Raw genomic sequence first — 18288 nt, forward strand, 5'->3', positions numbered from 1 at the left:
ACCCCGGCCCGGGATCCGGGGTCGCGGGCGCGTCGCCGCGGGGCCGGTGTCGACTACGAGTTCAGCGCCGCCAGCGGTAGTAGGCGTCCCATTCCTCGGTGATCCAGGTGCCGTCGCCGACCAGCGTCACGTTGTCGACCTCGGCCATCGGGTACTCGATGCGGCCGTGCAGGGCGCCGGTGGCGGGGTCGGCGAGCCAGTGGCTGTGCTCCCTCCAGCCGTCTCTGCCGAACATGTACACCGCGGCCTCGTCGTACGGGTTGTAGAGCGTCACCAACGCCGTGTCGTCGTCCACGAACCCGCTTGAGGAGGAGGAGATGTACGGGGCGTTGTGCACCGAGCAGTCGCCGGTGCCGGGGGCCGGGAAGTCGCCCAGGCCGAGCGAGGCGGTGACCCGGTACGTGGGGAGGCTGTGCCAGCTGACGTCCCGTCCCCTCCGGTCGACGCTCATGCAGCGGGTGTTCCCCGCGTCCGTGCCCAGGTACTCGCGCTCGCTCCAGAGGAGGGCGCCCCGGTCCTGCGGCAACAGCCCGCCCAGGACGATGGCCCCGGACTGCCACCGCGCCTCGTAGCGCGTGAGCGCCGCCCGCCCTTCGGAGACGGTCACGCCGCAGACCTCGTCGTTCTCGTCCCAGAGCAGGCTGACGAACCGTTCGTAGCCGCCGCACGGGAGCACGCTCCGTGCCAGTACCGTCCCCTCGGCGTCCAGGGTGAGGATCAGGGTGCTGTCGGGCAGTCCGGAGGGGAGCCGCAACCAGATCCGGAGGTCCTGGCCGGGGCCGCCCGCCGAGGAGCCGGTGGCGGCGGGGCGGGATGCGGCCCCGGTCGTCGAGAAGTCCAGGTAGCCCCAGCGGCCCACGTCCCACGTGCCGTACGGCTGCTTCCACAACGTCGTGCCGTCCCGGGCGACCGCGACGTACTCCGTCGCGGTGCCGAAGACGGCGAACGACAGGTCGGGAGCCGTCCACTCCATCGACCACCGGCCGGGCGGCGGGGCCGGGAACTCGGCTGTCAGTTCCGCCTGTTCCTTCAAGTCGTAGATGCGCAGCGACCCGGCGCCGCGGACCTCCAGACGGGGGGCGGGGCCGGTGGGGTCGACGAAGGTCCGGGCGCCGTCCCGGTCCGGGAACGGGTACCTGGCCACCAGCCGGGGTGTGATCGTCATGCCGGCATCCTCTCGCGGCGGGCCGACAGCGCGTTCCGCGCGCGGACCCGGGGGCGCCGGCGCCGTCACGGTGGTGGCGTTCGTGCGCGGCCCCGCGGGGCGCGGTCGGCGGCGGCCGGGCTTCGCGGGGTTCGCCCGGGGAGGGTCGTGGCAGGCCCCCGCTGCCACGACCCTCCGTTGCCTTGGCCCGCCGCTTCGGCCGGCTGCCTGTCCGGGGGCCTACTCGCGGGCGAGCATGGCCTGCGCCTCGGCCTCCAGGTCGATGTACGGTTCGCCGCTGACGTCGACGGCGACGCGGTGGAGCACCGCGCCGGTGAAGGCCCAGGGGGCGGTGCCGGGGTAGTGGTCGGTGACGGCCTCGCCGCTGTCGCGGCCGACGTTGAGGCCCTCGCCGGCGAGGGTGAAGCGGCCGGGCTGGGTCTTGATGCGGCCTTCGCCGACCTTGTGGTCGTCGTGGTAGAGGCTGAGGATGCCGGTGGCGACGCCGGGCGAGACCTCGCCGTCCTTGTCGAAGGCCGCGGCGAGGATGAGCTGCTCGCCGACCGGGAGCTCCTGCGTGGCCGTGATCAGCTGGTGGTCGGTGCCGAGGTAGTTGTAGACGTAGTGCAGGCGGTTGTCGCGGACGAACAGGGCGTGTCCGCCGAAGCGGCCGCCGTGGGCGAAGAGCACACCGGAGGCGCCCGGGCCGGGGATGTCCACGAGGGCGCCGATGGCGTAGGAGCGGTTGCGGATGTTGACCGCGACCGCCTCGGGGACCTCGGAGCCGCCGGGCCGGTAGGTGTAGCGGTTGCGGGGCGGGGTGAGCTTCGGGCGGGGGGTGGAGAGGATCTCCAGTGCGGAGCGGTCGTCCAGCGGCAGGGCCTGGTTGACGCCGGCCTCGTAGAACCACAGGCCGATCATCTCGGTGAGGCGCTGGGGTTCCTGCCGGGCGAGGTCGCGGAGTTCGGAGCGGTCCTCGTCGGTGTGGTAGAGCTCCCAGGTGTCCTGGCCGTAGTTGCCCCAGCCGCTGATCGCGGGGTGGGTGGTGACGGCCTTCCAGCCCTGGTGCCAGATGCCGCGGGTGCCGAGCATCGAGTAGAACTGCGTGGTGCGGGCGGACGGCACGGCGGCCGCGTCGAAGGAGTAGCGCATGCTGACGCCCTGCAGCGGGACCTGGACGTGCCCGCGGACGGCCTCGGGCATCTCCAGGCCGAGGCAGTCCAGGACGGTGGGGACGATGTCGACGGCGTGGTGGTACTGGCTGCGGACCTCGCCCCGGGACGCGATGCCGGCCGGCCAGGAGACGATGCACGGGTCGCAGGTGCCGCCGTTGAAGGAGTAGCGCTTCCACATCTTGAACGGCGTGTTGAAGGCCATCGCCCACCCGTTCGGGTAGTGGCCGTACGTCTCGATGCCGCCGATCTTGTCGATCATGGCCATGTTGTCGTCGATGTCGTCGGCGACGTTGTTGAAGAACTTGTTCTCGTTGACCGAGCCGTTCGGGCCGCCCTCGCCGGACGCGCCGTTGTCGGACACCACCACGAAGATCGTGTTGTCGAGCTGGCCGATGTCCTCCAGGTAGGCGACGAGCCGGCCGACCTGGTCGTCGCAGTGCGACAGGAACCCGGCGTAGGCCTCGGCCATCCGGGCGAACAGGCGCCGCTCGTCCGCGCTCAGCTCCGTCCACGGCCGGGTGTAGTCCAGGGCGGGGAACGGTTCGCCGCCCGGCCCGGTGCGGGTCTCCGGCGTGCCGATCGGGTTCAGCGGCGGCAGCTCGGTGTCGGCGGGTACCAGGCCGAGTTCCTTCTGCCGGGCCAGGACCTCCTCGCGCATCGCCTCGTAGCCCGCGTCGAAGCGGCCCCGGTAGCGGTCGATCCACTCCTTCGGCGCCTGGTGCGGGGCGTGTGCGCAGCCCGGCGCGTAGTAGAGGAAGACGGGCCGCTCGGGGGCGATGGCCTTGACGTCGTCGAGGTACTGGATGGCCTTGTCGGTGATGTCGGTGCCGAAGTGGTAGCCCTCCGCGGGGGTGGCGGGCTGTTCGACGGGGTGGTTGTCGTGGACGAGGTCCGGGTACCACTGGCTGGTCTCGGCGCCGAGGAAGCCGTAGAAGCGCTCGAAGCCGCGGCCGAGCGGCCAGCTGCGGCGGGTGGAGGCGAGGTTCATCTCGTCCTCCGGGCACAGGTGCCACTTGCCGGTGATCGCGGTGCTGTAGCCGCGTTCGACCAGGACCTCGGCCAGCGTCGCGCACTCCGGCGGGATGTGGCTGTTGGCGTTCGGGAAGCCGATCGCGGCCTCGCTGATGCACGCCATGCCGTTGGTGGTGTGGTTGCGGCCGGTCAGCAGCGCCGAACGGGTCGGCGAGCACAGCGCGGTGGTGTGCCACTGCGAGTAGCGCAGGCCCTGCGCGGCGAGCCGGTCGATGTTGGGCGTCTCGATCGGCCCGCCGTAGCAGCTCATCGCACCGAACCCGACGTCGTCCAGCACGACGTACACGACGTTCGGCGACCCCTCGGGAGCCTTCGGCTGCTCGTACGCCGACCAGTCCGGCACCGAGTCCCGCACGTCCAGGTTCACCACACCGCGGAATGTCGAAGCCACGGGTCCCGCCTTCCGTCAGTACACCCCGCGCCGCGAACCGGCACGGGCTTGCCCGACCATGCTTGACCGGCGTCCGGTGGCGGGCCGGGCGGCACGCAGGACACGTGGGCCGGCCGGGTGAACGGCCGGGTGAACGGTCGGGGCGCGCCCGGGCCGGGCGGCCGGCCGCCGGTCAGCGCACGACGCAGCGGAAACCCAGGTGGCAGGTCGCGGTGTCCTCGCTCTGCCCCTGACGGGCCGCCGGGCGGTAGCGCAGGCAGTAGTTCGGCGCGCACAGGTGTGAGCCGCCCTTGATCACCCGCCGCGGGAACCGCTCCGGGGGCGGGGCGCCGGGGCCGTCCGGCGGCGGGGCGTCGACGCGGGGGTTGCGCGGCGCGCAGCAGGCGCTGGGCGCGGGGTCGCGATGGCGGGTGGTGTAGTGGTCCGCGGTCCACTCCCACACGTTGCCCGCCATGTCGTACAGGCCGAAGCCGTTGGGCGGGTACGAGCCGACCGGGGTGGTTCCGGGGCCGGGGTTCGTCCTCCCCGCGGGCAGGTACTCCCACGGGAAGCGGCCGTGCCAGGTGTTCGCCATCCGGCGGCCCTTCGGCGTGAAGTCGTCACCCCACGGGAAGACGGCCGCATCGAGGCCGCCGCGGGCCGCGAACTCCCATTCCGCCTCCGTCGGCAGGTCCTTGCCCGCCCACGCGGCGTACGCCAGGGCGTCCTCGTGGGCCACCTGGGTGACCGGGTGGCGCTCACGCCCGTTCAGGCTGCGGCCCGCACCCTGCGGGTGGTGCCAGGACGCGCCGGGGAGGTAGCTCCACCACCGGTGCCAGTCGTCGAGGTCCACGGGACCGGCCGTCATCCGGAACACCAGCGCACCGGGCACCAGGGCGGCCGCGTCCGCACCGGGGTAGTCCGCCGGGTCCAGGGAACGCTCGGCCACGGTCACGTAGCCCGTCGCCTTCACGAAGCGGCGGAACGCGGCCACCGTGACCGGATGCTCGTCCATCCAGAAGCCGTCCACGACCACCGGGTGCACCGGCCGTTCCTCCGGATAGAAGCCGTTCGAACCCATCGGGAAGGACCCGCCCGGGATCCGCACCATCCCCCGGGCCGGCGCCGGGAGCGGGCGCTGCGCAGTCGTCGTCACGCAACCGACGGTGCACCACCCGCCGCCGGGCCACCCCGACGACACGCCCGGGTGCACACGGTGGCCGGGCCTGCGCCTGCGTCCTTCGTGCAGTTCGGCCGGCTCCGGCCTGCGGGTGGTCGAGGTCCCCGCCGCCGCGCGACGCTCCCCGGCCTCGTGCGGCACGGTCGGCGTCCGACATCCCGGCGACGGTGCCTGCGCCGGGTGCCTGCGCCGGGTGCCGGTGTCGGCGGCCGTTTCCGGGACGGCCGCCGGCACCGGGTCTCCGGCAGGTCGGGTCAGGTCAGCAGGTGCCGACCCGGCCGTGGAGGGAGGACCAGACGGGGGTCCACGGGCCGTCGCCGTGGGGGCGGTAGACGACCAGGTTCCCGTCGTTCTGCAGGCGCACCCAGTTGGCGCTCGGCTTGCAGCCGAGGGCGGTGCCCGAGGCCCACCGGGCCTTCCTGAAGGTGTCGTAGACGACGAAGTTGCCGTCGTACTGCATGATGACCTTGCCGGGCGCGGTGTTGGTGGTCCCGGTGTTCCAGACCGCGTAGCCGCTCTCGTCGTACTGCACGAGGTTGCCGTCCTTCTGGTAGACGAGCCGCTGGTCGCCGTTGCCGGAGACCAGCGTGTCGCCGGGGAGCAGGCAGTTGCCCCACTCCATGTGGTCCCAGCCGCTCGGGTTGCGCGAGCAGTTCCACTCGCCGCTGACGTCGGCCGACGCGCTGGTGGCGGTGGTGAGGCCGATGACGCCGGCCAGGGCGGTCGCGGCGGTTACGAGTGCGACGAGCCGCTCGGACGTCCTGCGGATGGCCATGGCGTTCCTCCTCGCCCCGAAGCGGTCCTGACCGCTCCCGGGCTGGTGTCGTGGCGGCGCGCGGTACCGGTCCCCGCCCCGCCGATGGAATGGAGCCCTCCGTTCGGCGGCCCCGTACCTGACAACGCTGCGCATACGTCCGGCGGTTCAGATCCCCGGTCTCCGGCGGTTCGGATCCCGGTTCGGATCCCCGGCCGACGAACGGGGATCCGGGTGCGCCGGGAAACAGCCCGGGTCGGCGTGACCGTCGCCAACCTCTCCATCCTCAAGAACGACCGCGCCAAGGCGATCCGCTTCAGCACCCTCAGCGCGATCTGCCGCGAACTCGACTGCCAGCCCGGCGACCCGCTCACGTTCTCCGTCTGACGCACTCGCGACCGCGACAGGCCGGGGGCGTGCATGCGCCCCGCCCGCAGGAGTCGTGACGGTCGGTCAAGTGCCGGCTGCGGTTCCAGGACGACGGCTCCGGGGGCCGGGTTCCCGCGTCCGGGGGGTTGCCGCCGGTGCGCCTCTTCGGCCGGGCCTCGCGGACCGGCGGGCCGGGCGCTTCGGGCGTCCAACTGCACGGATACGACCGGCAGATATTCGGTACCCGGGTTTCACGGTCTGAGTTAGGTTCGGACACCGCGGGCCGACCGCCCGCGGGAAGACGGAAATGAGGACGCGTGACCGGCACCGACATGTCAGGGAAGCTCCGGACGGCCGCCGAGCTGTTAGCGGAGTTCCGGCCGCGGAGCGAGAAGGAGGCCGCGGACCTCGCCCGCATCGCGCCGCTCGCCACGGCCGGTGACCCTTACGACCGTGCACGGCCCCTGCACCTGACGGCGTCCGCGGTGATCGTGCACCCCGCCGGGCGGGAGGTCCTGCTGCGCTGGCACGAGCGTCAGCAGGACTGGCTGCAGGTCGGCGGGCACGGCGACCCGGGCGAGGAGTTCCCCGCACAGATCGCGCTGCGCGAGGCCCGCGAGGAGACCAACCTGCCCGACCTCGCCTTCTGGCCGACCGCACGGCTCCTCCAGGTGGTGGTGCTGCCGGTGCCCGCATCCGCGAGCGAGCCCGCACACGAGCACGCCGACCTCCGGTTCGTGCTCGCCACCCGTACGCCGTCCGCCGTCCGCCCGGAGCGGCCCTCCGCCCGCGTACGGTGGCTGCCGCTCGGGGAGGCCCGCGAGGCGGCACGGGGCGAGGCCCTGAGGGAGTCGCTGGCACGCGTGGCCGAACTGCTGGAGAACGACGGCCCGGCCGGCTCACCGGCCGACGGACCGTCATGGACCGACGGGGGACGACCGTGACCGGTGACCAGGTGCTTGTCTTCGACGCCGACGACACGCTGTGGGAGAACAACGTGCTCTTCGAGCGCGTGATCGACGGCTTTCTCGACTGGGTGGCCGCCACCCCGCAGGACCGGCCGGGCGCGCGGGCGCTGCTGGACAAGGTGGAGGCGGCGAACGCCTTGACCCTCGGCTACGGGGCCGCGGTGTTCCGCCACAACCTCACCGAGTGCCTGGAGCAGTGGCACGGGCGGACACCGACCGCCGAGGACCGGGACCGGATCGACGAGCTGCTGCGGCCCCTGACGAGCCGGACGGTGGAGCTCATCCCGGGCGTCGCCGACACCCTGGTGCAGCTCGCCGGTCGGCACCGCCTGCTCATGCTCACCAAGGGCGACCAGGACGAGCAGCGGCGCAAGGTCGAACAGTCCTCGATCGCCCACCACTTCGACGGCATCCACATCGTGGCGGAGAAGGACGTCGACACCTACCGCCGCCTGGTGGCCGAGCTGTCGCTTCCCCCCGAGCGCACCTGGATGATCGGCAACTCGCCCAAGTCGGACATCATCCCGGCCCGCCGGGCGGGCCTGAACGCGGTGTTCATCCCGCACGAGCACACCTGGGTGCTGGAGCACGAGGAGTTCGGCGAGCACGCCGCGACCCTGCAACTGCCGAGCTTCCCGGAACTGCTGGCGCACTTTTGACCGGGCTGCAAGGCAACGGGCCGCCCACGGGGGAACGGCGGCCGGTGCGGCGGGTGGCATCCCGTCGGGCTGCTCGGCGTCCGGGCCCGGGGAGTCGAGCAGCGGAGGGAAGGCCGTTGCCTGCGGCGGGAGAGCGGCCGCAGCCACTTCCTCCACGAGGCCTGAGGCCCGCGGCAACCGGCCGCGGAGACCACTGCGCCCCCGCCGGCCGGCGGGGGCGCAGTGGCAGGTGCTCAGGCTCCGGTCAGCCAGTCCTCCTCGAGGCCGTCGAGGACGAACCCGTTCTCGAAGCGCACCCTGTACCTGACCCGGGTGCCGGCTGCGGCGTCGAACGCCCCGTGCTGGACGATCTGCTGACGGAGGTTGTTGAGCAGGCCGGCCGTGAAGGCGTCGAACTGGCCCGGGCGGACATGCTGGTCGAAGGCCGTGAGCGCGTCCTGGGCCATTCCGCCGCGGGCCTCCTTCGCCGAGCCCGTGACGATGCCTACCAGGCCCTCGGTCAGGGACAGCGGACCGGGAAGGCCGATCCTGGCCGCCGTGTCGTCCGCGGTGACCTGCACATCCCTGGTCAGCTTCACCTTCGCGCCGGTCTCGTACGGCATGGGTGTACCCCCCTCGTTCGGTCGTGGGCCGTGGCCACGGCCACGGCCAGCGTAGTCAAGATCCTGTGGAAGGAAGGGGTGTCCGGCAAGACCGGGAACCCGCTGACGGCCGGGCAGGGCACAGGTGTTGGGATCCCGCCGCGGCGTGCCGGCCCGGCCCGCCGGTGGGCCCGGCGACGGGTGGAATCCGCGGTGGAATCCACGGTGGGATCCGCGGGGGGACGCACACTCGCGTCCCACGCGGCCGGGCCGGCGAAGCAGCGGGGCCGGCGTCCGCGCCGCCCTCCCGGGCGTGACCTGCCGGAGCGCGACCTCGTGCGGCGGGCTCGGCGGGGGAGGGGCGGGCCGCGCTGTCAGCGGCCGCCCGCCGCGGGGGCGAAGGGCCCGTCCAGGGCCGCCCACTGCAGGAGCAGGATGGTCTTCCCGTCGGTGATGCGTCCGTCGCGGGTCATGGCGAGGGCCTCGGCGAAGGGCAGTTCGAGGACCTCGATGTCCTCGCCGTCCTCCTCGACTCCGCCGCCGGTCCCGGTCCGGTCGGCCGGGGTGTAGGGGGCGGCGAAGAAGTGGAGGCGTTCGGTGACGGAGCCGGGGCTCATGTAGGCGTCGAGGACGTGGGTGAGCGGTCCGAGGGTGACGCCGAGTTCCTCGGCGCACTCGCGTCTGACGGCGGCGGGCGGGTCGTCCGCGTCGAGCAGCCCTGCGGCGGCTTCGACGAGCATGCCGTCGGGGTGGTCGTTGACGTAGGCCGGGTAGCGGAACTGGCGGGTGAGCAGGACACGGTGGCGCCGGGTGTCGTAGGGCAGGACGACGGCGCCGTCGCCGCGGTCGTAGGTCTCGCGCTGCTGGGTCTCCCAGCGCCCGTCGCGGCGGCGGTAGTCGAAGGTGGTGCGCCTGAGGACGTGCCAGCCCTGGGAGGTGAGCTCGACGTCGCGCACCCGGATGCCGGGGTTGCGGTCCAGGCCGCGTCCGGCGCGGTCGAGGCCGGTGCGGCCGCGGTGGTCGGGGGTGTCGACGCCGGGGCGGCCCGTCACGTGGTCTCCTGCGGGGCGCGGCGGGGGATCTCGGCCACGTGGTAGACGGGCAGGCCGCGGCGACGGGCGGTGGCGACGTCCTGGTCGGCTCCGGCGGAGTCGCCGGGCAGGCGCAGCACGGCGTCGCAGCGTGCGAGCAGGCGGTCGGCGGTCGGGTAGAGCACCTGGTCGGCGAGGGGGTCGGTGGGGCCCGCGCCGGCGGAGCGCAGGACGGGCAGGGCGATCCACTCCCCGATCACGGGGAGGTGGCCGGCGGCGAAGACCGGCCAGGCGGCGGCTTCGAGGCGGGCGAGGTTGGCCGCCATGGCCTGCGGGTCACCGCCGGTGCCGGAGCGGTAGGGGCCGGCGATCAGGATGAGCATGGGGTGGTCGGTCACGGGCGCTACCATACATGCAGAAACGTGCAAGAACAGGAGAGAATGCGGATGCTGGCTGCTGAACGGCGCGACCACCTGCTCGGTCTGCTCGCCCGCCGGGGCAAGATCGTCGCCAAGGACGTCGCCGCCGAACTGGGGATCTCCGAGGACAGCGTGCGGCGCGACCTGCGCGATCTCGCCGCCGAGGGACTGTGCCAGCGGGTCTACGGCGGCGCGCTTCCCGTCTCGCCGGCGGTGGTGGACTACGCCGCCCGGCAGAGCGTGGCCCCGGACGGCAAGCGGAGGGTCGCCGCTGTGGCCGCCGCTCTGGTGCGGCCGGGCGGCACGCTGATCCTCGACGGCGGCACCACCGCCCTCGCCGTCGCCCGCGCGCTCCCGCAGGACCTGGCCTGCACCGTGATCACCCACAGCCCGACGATCGCCGTGGCTCTGCTCGACCATCCGCAGGCGGAGCTCTTCCTGCTCGGGGGCCGCGTCTTCAAGCACTCGGCGGTCGCCTGCGGTGCCGCCGCGGTCGAGGCCGCGCAGAACGTCTCCGCCGACCTCTGCCTGCTCGGCGTCACCGGCGTGCACCCCGAAGCGGGGCTGACCACCGCGGACGCCGAGGAGGCCGCGATGAAGCGCGCCCTGTCCGCGCGGGCCGCGGACACCTACATCCTCGCCTCCTCCGAGAAGATCGGCACGGCTTCGCGGTTCCGCGTGCTGCCCTGGGAGAAGGTCAGCGGGCTGATCACCGACGCCGACCCCCAGGACGCGGTCGTCCGGCAGATCGGGGCGCACGGTGTGGAGATCCTGGCCGCCGGCTGACGGCCACGGCCCGACGGCGGCATCGGCGCCCCGAGGACAGGCGCACGCGCATCAGTTCCCGTGGACCGCCGGACCGCGGTGGCGGTCTGACGGCCTGGACGATGGGCCGGCCGGCCGCCGTCCCCACGCCAGTGGGCGAGCACGAGGGGGAGCCGCTCAGCCCCCGGGCCGTGGTCGCAGTCCCGGGGTGCCGCCTGCGGCGGTACGGTGCGGGGCGCGTCGAGCAGGACGCCGGCCACGGCAAGACGATCCACGCCCTCCTGCCGGACCGCCCCGCCGACCCCCCCATGCCGCACCGCGCGCCCACCGCACCTGGTGACCACAGGAGGAGGCCCCCGGCCCGGCAGTCCTGGATCAGTCCCCGGTGGCGCCCCAGAAGCACAGTGCCTCCGGGCGGTTGTCGCCGCCGTAGACGATGGTGCAGCAGCCGGAGCCCCTGCCGAACGGGGGGAACCACTCAGGGCGACGGCTGTCGACGGCCTGCTGGACGGTCTGGCGGGAGGGCGTCGCCGTCCCGAACAGTTCGGCGACTTCCGGTCCTTCGACCACCCTCACGTCACCGGCCTCCTCCGTGTCGGGCTCGCAGCGGACCACGCGGTCGACATCGAGCACCGAATGAGCCCCCTCCTCCTCCAGCCAACCGCCCTCCATCAGGGCGGCCGGCGATTCGATGCCTTCCTCCCGGTAGTAGTCGGCATCCCGCGCGAAGACCTCCGCACGGAGACGGTCCAACGCGACCTGCTCGCTCTGCTGGAAAGGCACGAAGTACAACCACTCGCTCGCTCCCATGCGCGGGACCATACCGCCGGCCCACGACAGCGGTCTGTTCGGTGGCCTGCTCCTGGTCCCCACGGTCATCGCCCTGGTCATCGCGGCCCTCGCCGCCGGCCCGCCGGCACGGCGCGGAGACCGGCGCGCACAGCGGCGGCGGAGGGCTCTTGGAATTCGGCCCCGGCCGCGACTTTCGTGAACGACCGTCAGTTCCCTGCTCGTCATGGCGGCCGCGTCTACCGTTGGCCGGAAGGCGGCCGAGGCAGCCGAGGCGTGACGTGGAGGCCAAAGCGTGACGTGGAGGCGGCGATGAGGGTCGTGTTCGCGCATGGGGCGTGTGTGCGGGACGGGTCGTGGTGGTGGCACCGCACCGCCGGGCTGCTGCAGGAGCGAAGGGTGCCGAGCGTGGCGCCGGCGCTGCCGAGCTGTGGCGAGGCGGGCCTGCCCGCGGGCGGCGGCGGTCCGGGACTGCCGCGTCCCGGCATCCCCGGGCGGCCCGCGCACCGCGGCCGGCCGCCCGGGGGCCGTGCCGTCAGCTTCGGTTGAGCGAGCGGCTGACCCCGGCGAGGACGGCCGTGGTGAGCACCCAGCCGGCGGCGATCAGCCCGTAGCCGAACCACTGGTGCAGCCCCGTCCAGTACCAGCCGGTGCGCTGGCCGAAGCCGCCGATCGGGACGAGCAGATCGAGCGTGTAGACCAGTGGCCTGAAGGGCGCGTTCTGCCCCGGCTGCACCTCGTGCGGCGTACCGTGCGCGAACACCACCGTGCCCAGCAGCGCCAGTGCGGCCAGCCAGAGGGCGGCCTGCCAGGGCCGGTAGCCGTAGCCGACGGTGACGTCCAGCAGCCGCCCCCAGAGCCGTCCGGCCGGGCCGAGAGTACGGCGGCGGCGCCGGTGCTTCTCCAACAGCACCCGTCGCGCGTCGTCGTCATGGCCGATCTTCCGGTACCAGGCGGCGAGTTGCTCGTACGGCTGGGGCGCGTACCCGGGCAGCCTGGCCAGCCAGTGCAGGCGCCGGGCCACCGGACCCGGGCCGCCGGGCGGGAGGTGGATCGAGGAGTAGGCGAAGCCGCCCAGCCGGGTGTCGGCGGGCCAGCTGTGCTCGCCGTCCTGCAATACGGCCACCTGCGCGTCCTGCAGGTCCACGGCGCCCACCGGGGTGGCGGCGAACGTCAGCCGCAGGTCGCCGGCGTTCAGGCGGCCACCGTCCAGAGCCACCGCGCCGCCGTCGAGCACCGCGGTGTCCAGCGAGAACCTGCTGCGCACCGTCGCGCCCGGCAGCCGGATCGAGCCGGTGGCCGTGAACCCCTCGGAGAGCATGAGAGCCGACGCCGTGAGATCGTCGCCGGTCAGCGCATCACCGCCGGGATTGTCGATCCGGGCCTGCTCCAAGAACAGTCCGCCCTCGAAGCGGGCGCCGACCAGGCGCAGGCCGCCGCGTGAGTGGAAGCCCTTGCGGGCGAAGCAGCCGCCCTCCATCCTGAGCCCGCCGGCCCACAGCGCCCACGGGCCCGGTGCGTCGCCCGAACCCGGCGCGGGCAGGCCGGGCGGCGTGACGGCGTCGGGGCCGAGCAGCTCGGTGGCGGTCAACTGTGCTCCGCTGAGCCGCAGTTCGCCGGAGATCTGGGCCCGGGTGAGGGTCAGCCGCCCCTGGAAGACCGAATCCTCGAAGAACAGGTTGCCGTCCACCTTCAGCAGCCAGCCGTCGAGCCCGGGTATTCGGCAGCCGACCATCCCGGTGGAGCGCAGGCTTGCGCCGCGCAGCACCACGTGCTGCTCGAAGTGGCATGCCTCCAGGCGCAGTTCGCTCTCGGACCGGGCGCCGCCGAGGTTCAGCTGCCCGGTGATCCGCGCTCCGGTGAGCCGTAGGGCCGTGGCCGCGCCTGCCTGCCCGTCGGCCTGGAGCAGCACGGCGGCGACCACTTCGGCCCGTACGGTGCGCTCGGCGCCCCACTCCGCGCCGCGGGCCGGATCGTCCTGCGCGGCACTTCCGGAGCGCAGGTCGACGGCCGCACCGGTGCGGAACGCGTCCCACACCTGCCGCTCGGGTCCGGTCAGGTCTTCGTACGCCGGCACGCTGCCCCCCTGGTCTCGGCGTTCGCACCGCACCCTAGCGGACCTGCCGCGCGAAGAGAGGGAGAGCGGCGGGACGTGAGGAGCCGCCGTCCTGACGTCGTGGGGGGAGCGGGCTCCGGCCGGTCGGCCGACGGGCCCGCATGACGTGCCGATATTCGAACGCCGGTGTGCGCGCGGTGTGGTTGGCTGGCCCACGGTTCCGGCAGGCGTCCGGGACCGACGCGGTCGGCGACTTCGGCCGGTCCTTCACGAAAGCACTCTCCAACCTGCGAGGTCCGTGGTGAACGAGCTGCAGGCACTGACGGCTCTCTGCCCGCCGTCCGGGCGGAGGGTCGAGGTGGTGCCGGCGGGCGGGACGGGGTTCGAGGTCCCGCCGAGCCACCGGGCGCTGATCGACGCGTACGGTCCGGGATGCTTCGACGAGTTCCTCTGGGTGTACGCGGAGGGCTCGGCCCGTCCGGGACTGGACATCGTCAGCGGGACGCGGGAGAGCCGCAGGCTCCTGCGGGACTATCCCGAGCCCACCCTCCCGGCCCTGCTCGCGGAGGACGGCCTGACCACGGACGACCTCGTGCAGTGGGCGGTGACCGACAACGCCGACCTGCTGTTCTGGCTGCCGGTCGGTGAGCCGGACGCCTGGCCGACGCTCGCCGTCCAGGCCGGCCGGCTGAGGTTCGCCCGGCTGCCCCTGAGCTCCACCGGGGTGTTGCTGGCACTGCTCTCCGGCGAGGTGCGGTTGGACCTCTTCCCGGACGACTTCCCGAGTGAGGGGCCGGTGTTCTCGATCGATCCCTACGCGTAGCGGCCGGCGGACCGGTGGGAAACGGCGGGGGCCCCTCTCATGGCCGACCGCGGGGGATCCGCCGCGGCGAACGCCGTATCATTCCCTGATCGTCCAGCCGCGCAGGGTGTCTCTGCCGGTGAGAGGGGACGCGGGGCTGTGCCAGGACCGGATCCGGGCGGCCGCCATCAACAACGGGGGATTCACATCATGCTGACCAAGGCCGCACTGCGCACTGCCCTGCCCGTCGGCGCGCTCGCGCTGCTGCTCGCCGGCTGCGGGCCGGACAACGACCCGGGCGCGGAGCCCTCCGGCGCGCCGGCCGCCGCGAAGGGCACGTTCGACGCGCCGTTGGCGTGGAAGGCACCGGCGGACGCGAGCGCGACGACGTACGGGACGCACGAGACGGTCAGGCTGGGCGTCACGCCGGTCTCGGTCGTCAAGGGCGACGCGGCCGCGGTGGACAAGCTCAGCACCGGGGTGGTCCAGGGCAGGGTGCCGTACTACGTGACCGTCACCTTCTCCCACAAGGGCGGCCCCGAGGACATCGGCGCCTACGTCCACGGGTTGGCCCTGCACAGCGACGCGGAGCACGCGTACGGATACCTGCCCTCCTGGGGGGTCGACTTCCCGCCCTGCCAGGAGGGCGACGGGGAGGCCCGCCGGCTGACGCCGGGCAAGTCCGTGACCACCTGCGAGATCTTTCTCCTGCCGGCGAACGCCCAGCCCGCCTTCCTCGCCTACAAGGGCAGCGACGAGAAGGGCGACGTCCAGGCCGTCTGGAAGGTCGGCTGAGCCCACCGCCCACCGCCCGCCGGCGCGCGCCTACCCGGCCGACGTCCGGGCGGCGCCTTCGGCGCGGATCCGCTGGCGCAGGAAGAGGGCGGCACGGTCCAGTGCCTCGTCCGCCTCGTCGAGGACGCCGGCGAACGACTGGAACACGTGCGGCACGTCGGCGGTGACGTCGAGGATGACGTCCACGCCCGCTGCGCCCGCCCGCGCGGCCAGGCGGGTGGAGTCGTCCAGCAGCACCTCGTTGGCGCCGACCTGGATCAGCATCGGGGGAAGGCCGGTCAGGTCGGCGTGGACGGCCGGGCTCAGCAGGGGCTGGCGCGGGTCGGCCCCGGCGAGGTACATGGCTCCGGTGTGTTCGAGGGCCGCGCGGGTGAAGACCGGGTCGATGCCTTCCTTGGTGTCCATGCTCCCGCCGGATCGGGTCGCGTCGGTGCCCGGGGAGAAGGCCAGGACGGCAGCGGGCATCGGGAGGCCCGCGTCCCGGGCGGCGAGGCAGGTGGTGACGGCGAGGCCGCCGCCGGCGGAGTCTCCCGCGAAGGCGATGGCCGAGGGGTCCTCGCCGCGGTCGAGGAGGGCCCGGTAGGCGCTCAGGGTGTCCTCGATCGCGGCGGGGAAGGGGTGTTCGGGGGCGAGCCGGTAGTCCGGCGAGTACGCCCCGAAGCCGGTCCTGGCCACGAGGTTGCCGGTCAGCGAGAGGGCGGTCTCGGGCGAGCCGAAGACCCAGCCGCCGCCGTGGAAGTACAGGATCGTCCCGGAGCCGGAGCCGGAGCCGGGGCCGCCGTCCGACCCGCGGCCCGGCCCCCCGGCCGGCTCGACGCGCAGTGCCGGGCGGCCGCCGAGGGTCGTCGGCGCGGTGCGAATGCCGTGGGGCACGATCATCCGGGCCATCAACTGCCTGAATCCGGACCGGATCTCCTCGACCGACCGGGGCCCCTCGGGGCCCGGCTGCCGCAGGATCTCGTCGACCCGGATGCGCTGTTCCCTGCTCATGGGCACACTCCTGCCACAAGTAGCTTCCGGTACACTATATGCCATGGAATATACATCGAGCGGGGACCGCGCCGCAGCCGACTTCCCCGAGCTGTTCGCCGACCTGGTCCGGTGCGAGACGCGCCTGTACAACGCCCTCAACGACCGCCTCCGCGAGCGGCACGGGATCGTCTCCTCGCAGTACGAATTCCTGGGCTACCTGCGCGACCACCCCGGGTGCCGGGTGGCGGACCTCGCCGCCGAGTTCGCCATCGGCGTCGGGGCGACCAGCAAGGGCATCGACCGCCTGGAGAAGCAGGGGTGGGCCGCCCGCCGGCCGAACCCGGCGGACCGCCGGTCCTCGCTGCTGGCCCTGACCGACGACGGCGCGCGGCTCGTCGAGGAGGCGGAGCAGACCTTCACGGGCGGCCTGGCCGAACTGCTCGGAGGCACCCTGGACGCCCCCTCGCTGACAGCGGTCGCACGGGCCCTCTCGACCCTGCGGTCCGCACTCGAACGCGACCAGGTCGGCACACCCACCGGCTGACCGGCGCCCCGGCCGGCACTCGGCCCGGGCCGGGCGCCGGCCGGGAGGCGCCTCGGTCAGGGACGGGGCGCCCGGCCGGGTGGGGCGAGGCCGGTGTCGGCGAGGATCCGCCCGACCGTGTCGTCGAGGGTGCTGTGCCGGCTGATGACGTGTTCGAGGCCGCCGGGCAGGACGTCGTGCGCCTGGTACCAGCCGGCCATCTGCTCGGGGGAGACCTCGGCGGCCAGCGGGCGGGTGGCGTGCCGCCGGACGGTCTCCTCGAAGTCGACGTCCAGGTAGTACAGGAAGCTGCGCCCACGGTGGTCGGCCGCCAGCCGGGCCAGCATCCGGCCGTAGCGGTCGGCGGCGAGGATGCCCTCGACGACGACGTGGAAGCCATGGTCCAGGGCATGCCGTGCCACCACGTCGATCAGGCCGATGTTCGCCCCGCCGTCGACATCCCGCTCCCGCAGCACGTCGCGCCGCAGAACGTCCTGGCCGACGACGGCGATACCCCGGCCGTACGCGGCGCGAAGCCGTGCGGCGGTGCTGGACTTGCCGGCGCCGCTCGGCCCGCGCACCACGATCAGCACCGTGTCCGGGCCGCCCGTCACGGTACCGCGCACGCCGTTCGGGGGCCGCTCTGCGCTGTCGTCCACGACGTACGACGGTATCGGCCGGCAGGCCACGGGCGGGGGAGATCCGGCCTGTTGGATCCCTCCGGCCCGCTGCACCCGTCCGGCCCGCTGGGTGGGCCGGAGCGGTTGGGCCGGAGCGGAGGGGGCGGGACAGGAGTCCCGGGCCCGTCGTCCTGCGGTGTGCTACTGCGCCGGCGGGATGTCGCGAGGAGCGTCGTACATGCGGACGTCACGTGCGACCACGAGGGGCACCACCTCGCCGAGGCCGATGTCGCGGAAGTGGGCCGAGGCCCGATGCGCGGCGAAAGCCTCGGCGTCGGCGTACTTCTCGATGCTCACGCAGCGCTCGGGCTGGTCCAGCGAGCGGAAGACCTCGTAGGACAGGCAGCCCGGTTCGGTCCGGCACGCTCGGGCGAATTTCTGCAGGACGCGGCCGAACTCCTCGGCGTTCTCGGGGCTGGAGGAGGTGTCGGCGATGACGAGCACGTGAGAGTCCACCCGTGCACTCTAGCCGCGGGTCTTCGGACGGCCCCCGGCCCCCGCCCGTCCCGGGAACCTTTCCGGCGACGGAATCGTCCCGTCCGGATACGTGCGTTTCTTGATCACAAAGGGGTGGGACATGTCCGTCACGCTGGGCGAGGAGATCATGCTGCTGTCGCTGGACGACGGGAGCGGCCAGGCGAAGGACCGGTGGACGGCCGGATGGACCGTCACCGGCGGCCTCCTGCTGGAGCTGGCGCTCGCCGGGCGCCTCGGGGTGGACGGCGGCCGGGTGGAGGTGACCGATCCCTCGCCGACCGGTGTCGCGCTGCTCGACGGCTGCCTGGAGCGGCTCGGAGCGTGGGCCCGGACCACCAGGTCCGCGACGGTGTCGGCCTGGCTGTGGAAGGACCAGGGCAAGAGCGTCGAGGCGACCCTGGCGAGCCTGCGCGGGCGGGGCATCGTCACCGAGGAACGACACCGGGTGCTCGGCCTGTTCCCGGTCCGCCGCTACCCGGAGGCGGACGGCGCCGTCGAACGCGAGCTGCGCGCCCGGCTCGCCGCCGTCGTGCTGGGGGGCGCCGAGCCGGACGAGCGCACCGGCGGGCTGATCGCCCTGCTCCACGGCGCGCGTCTGCACCGGCTGGCCTTCCCCGACCTGCCGCGCGGGCAGGTCGAGGCGAGGATGGCCGCGATCGCCGAGGGCCAGTGGGCGGGCGACGCCCTCCGCGACGCGATCCGCGCCCCCCAGGCGGCGCTGGTCGCCGCCACCACCGCCGCGGCCGA

Annotated in this window: 20 protein-coding genes; 8 read left to right on the forward strand and 12 right to left on the reverse strand. The window is 73.6% G+C overall.

The window, feature by feature from the left end; genetic code table 11:
* Positions 1-61 precede the first annotated feature (61 nt).
* The 4 genes from ACFC1F_RS35730 to ACFC1F_RS35745 form a co-directional block, all read right to left on the reverse strand.
* Positions 62-1165: a hypothetical protein gene (locus ACFC1F_RS35730; RefSeq protein ID WP_376164777.1), complete on the reverse strand. Its 1104-nt coding sequence runs from the start codon at positions 1163-1165 to the stop codon at positions 62-64.
* Between the two features lie 219 nt (positions 1166-1384).
* On the reverse strand, positions 1385-3742 hold the full coding sequence (locus tag ACFC1F_RS35735) for an arylsulfatase (RefSeq protein ID WP_376164779.1): 2358 nt from the start codon (positions 3740-3742) through the stop codon (positions 1385-1387).
* Positions 3743-3914: 172 nt separating this feature from the next.
* Complete coding sequence (locus ACFC1F_RS35740) at positions 3915-4877, reverse strand: formylglycine-generating enzyme family protein (RefSeq protein ID WP_376164781.1); 963 nt, start codon at positions 4875-4877, stop codon at positions 3915-3917.
* Between the two features lie 283 nt (positions 4878-5160).
* Entirely contained in the window at positions 5161-5676 is a 516-nt protein-coding gene (locus ACFC1F_RS35745) for a hypothetical protein (RefSeq protein WP_376164783.1), read from the reverse strand.
* A 174-nt stretch (positions 5677-5850) separates the two neighbouring features.
* On the opposite strand from ACFC1F_RS35745, the gene ACFC1F_RS35750 reads away from it, so the two are divergent.
* The 3 genes from ACFC1F_RS35750 to ACFC1F_RS35760 all read left to right on the forward strand — a co-directional run bounded on the left by ACFC1F_RS35750 (position 5851) and on the right by ACFC1F_RS35760 (position 7651).
* Positions 5851-6042: a helix-turn-helix domain-containing protein gene (locus tag ACFC1F_RS35750; protein ID WP_376164814.1), complete on the forward strand. Its 192-nt coding sequence runs from the start codon at positions 5851-5853 to the stop codon at positions 6040-6042.
* Positions 6043-6341: 299 nt separating this feature from the next.
* Entirely contained in the window at positions 6342-6968 is a 627-nt protein-coding gene (locus ACFC1F_RS35755; RefSeq protein WP_376164785.1) for an NUDIX hydrolase, read from the forward strand.
* The gene (locus ACFC1F_RS35760; RefSeq protein ID WP_376164787.1) at positions 6965-7651 is read left to right on the forward strand and encodes an HAD family hydrolase; all 687 of its coding nucleotides are present in this window, start codon (positions 6965-6967) and stop codon (positions 7649-7651) included. The genes ACFC1F_RS35755 and ACFC1F_RS35760 overlap by 4 nt, the downstream gene beginning before the upstream one ends.
* A gap of 233 nt (positions 7652-7884) precedes the next feature.
* On the opposite strand, the gene ACFC1F_RS35765 is transcribed toward ACFC1F_RS35760, so the two are convergent.
* From ACFC1F_RS35765 to ACFC1F_RS35775, 3 genes are all read right to left on the reverse strand, one after another.
* Entirely contained in the window at positions 7885-8253 is a 369-nt protein-coding gene (locus tag ACFC1F_RS35765; RefSeq protein WP_376164789.1) for a hypothetical protein, read from the reverse strand.
* A 353-nt stretch (positions 8254-8606) separates the two neighbouring features.
* Positions 8607-9284 (reverse strand): NUDIX domain-containing protein, encoded by a 678-nt coding sequence (locus ACFC1F_RS35770; RefSeq protein ID WP_376164791.1) that lies wholly within the window; start codon positions 9282-9284, stop codon positions 8607-8609.
* Positions 9281-9661, reverse strand: coding sequence for a DUF4406 domain-containing protein (locus tag ACFC1F_RS35775; protein WP_376164793.1), 381 nt, complete (start codon positions 9659-9661; stop codon positions 9281-9283). Before ACFC1F_RS35775 ends, ACFC1F_RS35770 begins: the two co-directional genes overlap by 4 nt.
* Positions 9662-9709: 48 nt before the next feature.
* Here ACFC1F_RS35775 and ACFC1F_RS35780 point away from each other — a divergent pair, with 48 nt between their 5' ends.
* Positions 9710-10468, forward strand: a complete 759-nt coding sequence (locus ACFC1F_RS35780) for a DeoR/GlpR family DNA-binding transcription regulator (protein ID WP_209412709.1) — start codon at positions 9710-9712, stop codon at positions 10466-10468.
* Between the two features lie 354 nt (positions 10469-10822).
* Here the strand turns inward: ACFC1F_RS35780 and ACFC1F_RS35785 are convergent, their stop codons facing one another.
* Entirely contained in the window at positions 10823-11257 is a 435-nt protein-coding gene (locus tag ACFC1F_RS35785) for a hypothetical protein (protein ID WP_376164795.1), read from the reverse strand.
* Between the two features lie 514 nt (positions 11258-11771).
* A complete protein-coding gene (locus ACFC1F_RS35790) occupies positions 11772-13313 on the reverse strand; it encodes an oxidoreductase (protein WP_376164797.1) in 1542 nt (513 codons plus the stop codon).
* A gap of 280 nt (positions 13314-13593) precedes the next feature.
* Here ACFC1F_RS35790 and ACFC1F_RS35795 point away from each other — a divergent pair, with 280 nt between their 5' ends.
* Both ACFC1F_RS35795 and ACFC1F_RS35800 read left to right on the forward strand, forming a co-directional pair.
* Positions 13594-14115, forward strand: coding sequence for a hypothetical protein (locus tag ACFC1F_RS35795; protein WP_376164799.1), 522 nt, complete (start codon positions 13594-13596; stop codon positions 14113-14115).
* Between the two features lie 189 nt (positions 14116-14304).
* A complete protein-coding gene (locus tag ACFC1F_RS35800) occupies positions 14305-14889 on the forward strand; it encodes a hypothetical protein (RefSeq protein ID WP_376164801.1) in 585 nt (194 codons plus the stop codon).
* A gap of 30 nt (positions 14890-14919) precedes the next feature.
* Here ACFC1F_RS35800 and ACFC1F_RS35805 read toward each other — a convergent pair whose 3' ends face one another.
* Positions 14920-15879, reverse strand: coding sequence for an alpha/beta hydrolase (locus ACFC1F_RS35805; RefSeq protein ID WP_376164803.1), 960 nt, complete (start codon positions 15877-15879; stop codon positions 14920-14922).
* A 43-nt stretch (positions 15880-15922) separates the two neighbouring features.
* Between ACFC1F_RS35805 and ACFC1F_RS35810 the strand changes: the two genes are divergently transcribed.
* On the forward strand, positions 15923-16405 hold the full coding sequence (locus tag ACFC1F_RS35810; protein ID WP_376164806.1) for a MarR family winged helix-turn-helix transcriptional regulator: 483 nt from the start codon (positions 15923-15925) through the stop codon (positions 16403-16405).
* Between the two features lie 56 nt (positions 16406-16461).
* Here the strand turns inward: ACFC1F_RS35810 and ACFC1F_RS35815 are convergent, their stop codons facing one another.
* Together ACFC1F_RS35815 and ACFC1F_RS35820 are read right to left on the reverse strand one after the other, a co-directional pair.
* On the reverse strand, positions 16462-17043 hold the full coding sequence (locus ACFC1F_RS35815) for an AAA family ATPase (RefSeq protein WP_376164808.1): 582 nt from the start codon (positions 17041-17043) through the stop codon (positions 16462-16464).
* Positions 17044-17205: 162 nt separating this feature from the next.
* Entirely contained in the window at positions 17206-17520 is a 315-nt protein-coding gene (locus ACFC1F_RS35820; protein WP_376164810.1) for a putative quinol monooxygenase, read from the reverse strand.
* 121 nt (positions 17521-17641) lie between these two features.
* On the opposite strand from ACFC1F_RS35820, the gene ACFC1F_RS35825 reads away from it, so the two are divergent.
* Positions 17642-18288 (forward strand): GPP34 family phosphoprotein (locus tag ACFC1F_RS35825; protein WP_376164812.1); only part of this gene is annotated, 647 nt, incomplete at its 3' end.

Origin of the sequence: Kitasatospora sp. NPDC056181, assembly GCF_042266225.1 — a bacterium.
Taxonomy (GTDB): Bacteria; Actinomycetota; Actinomycetes; order Streptomycetales; family Streptomycetaceae; genus Kitasatospora.

Excerpts from the sequence above, each read along its gene's own strand:
- ACFC1F_RS35730 (WP_376164777.1), bottom strand. The coding sequence starts at position 1,165 with ATGACGATCACACCCCGGCTGGTGGCCAGGTACCCGTTCCCGGACCGG.
- ACFC1F_RS35745 (WP_376164783.1), bottom strand. The coding sequence starts at position 5,676 with ATGGCCATCCGCAGGACGTCCGAGCGGCTCGTCGCACTCGTAACCGCC.
- ACFC1F_RS35765 (WP_376164789.1), bottom strand. The coding sequence starts at position 8,253 with ATGCCGTACGAGACCGGCGCGAAGGTGAAGCTGACCAGGGATGTGCAG.
- ACFC1F_RS35780 (WP_209412709.1), top strand. The coding sequence starts at position 9,710 with ATGCTGGCTGCTGAACGGCGCGACCACCTGCTCGGTCTGCTCGCCCGC.
- ACFC1F_RS35785 (WP_376164795.1), bottom strand. The coding sequence starts at position 11,257 with ATGGGAGCGAGCGAGTGGTTGTACTTCGTGCCTTTCCAGCAGAGCGAG.
- ACFC1F_RS35800 (WP_376164801.1), top strand. The coding sequence starts at position 14,305 with ATGCTGACCAAGGCCGCACTGCGCACTGCCCTGCCCGTCGGCGCGCTC.
- ACFC1F_RS35805 (WP_376164803.1), bottom strand. The coding sequence starts at position 15,879 with ATGAGCAGGGAACAGCGCATCCGGGTCGACGAGATCCTGCGGCAGCCG.
- ACFC1F_RS35810 (WP_376164806.1), top strand. The coding sequence starts at position 15,923 with ATGGAATATACATCGAGCGGGGACCGCGCCGCAGCCGACTTCCCCGAG.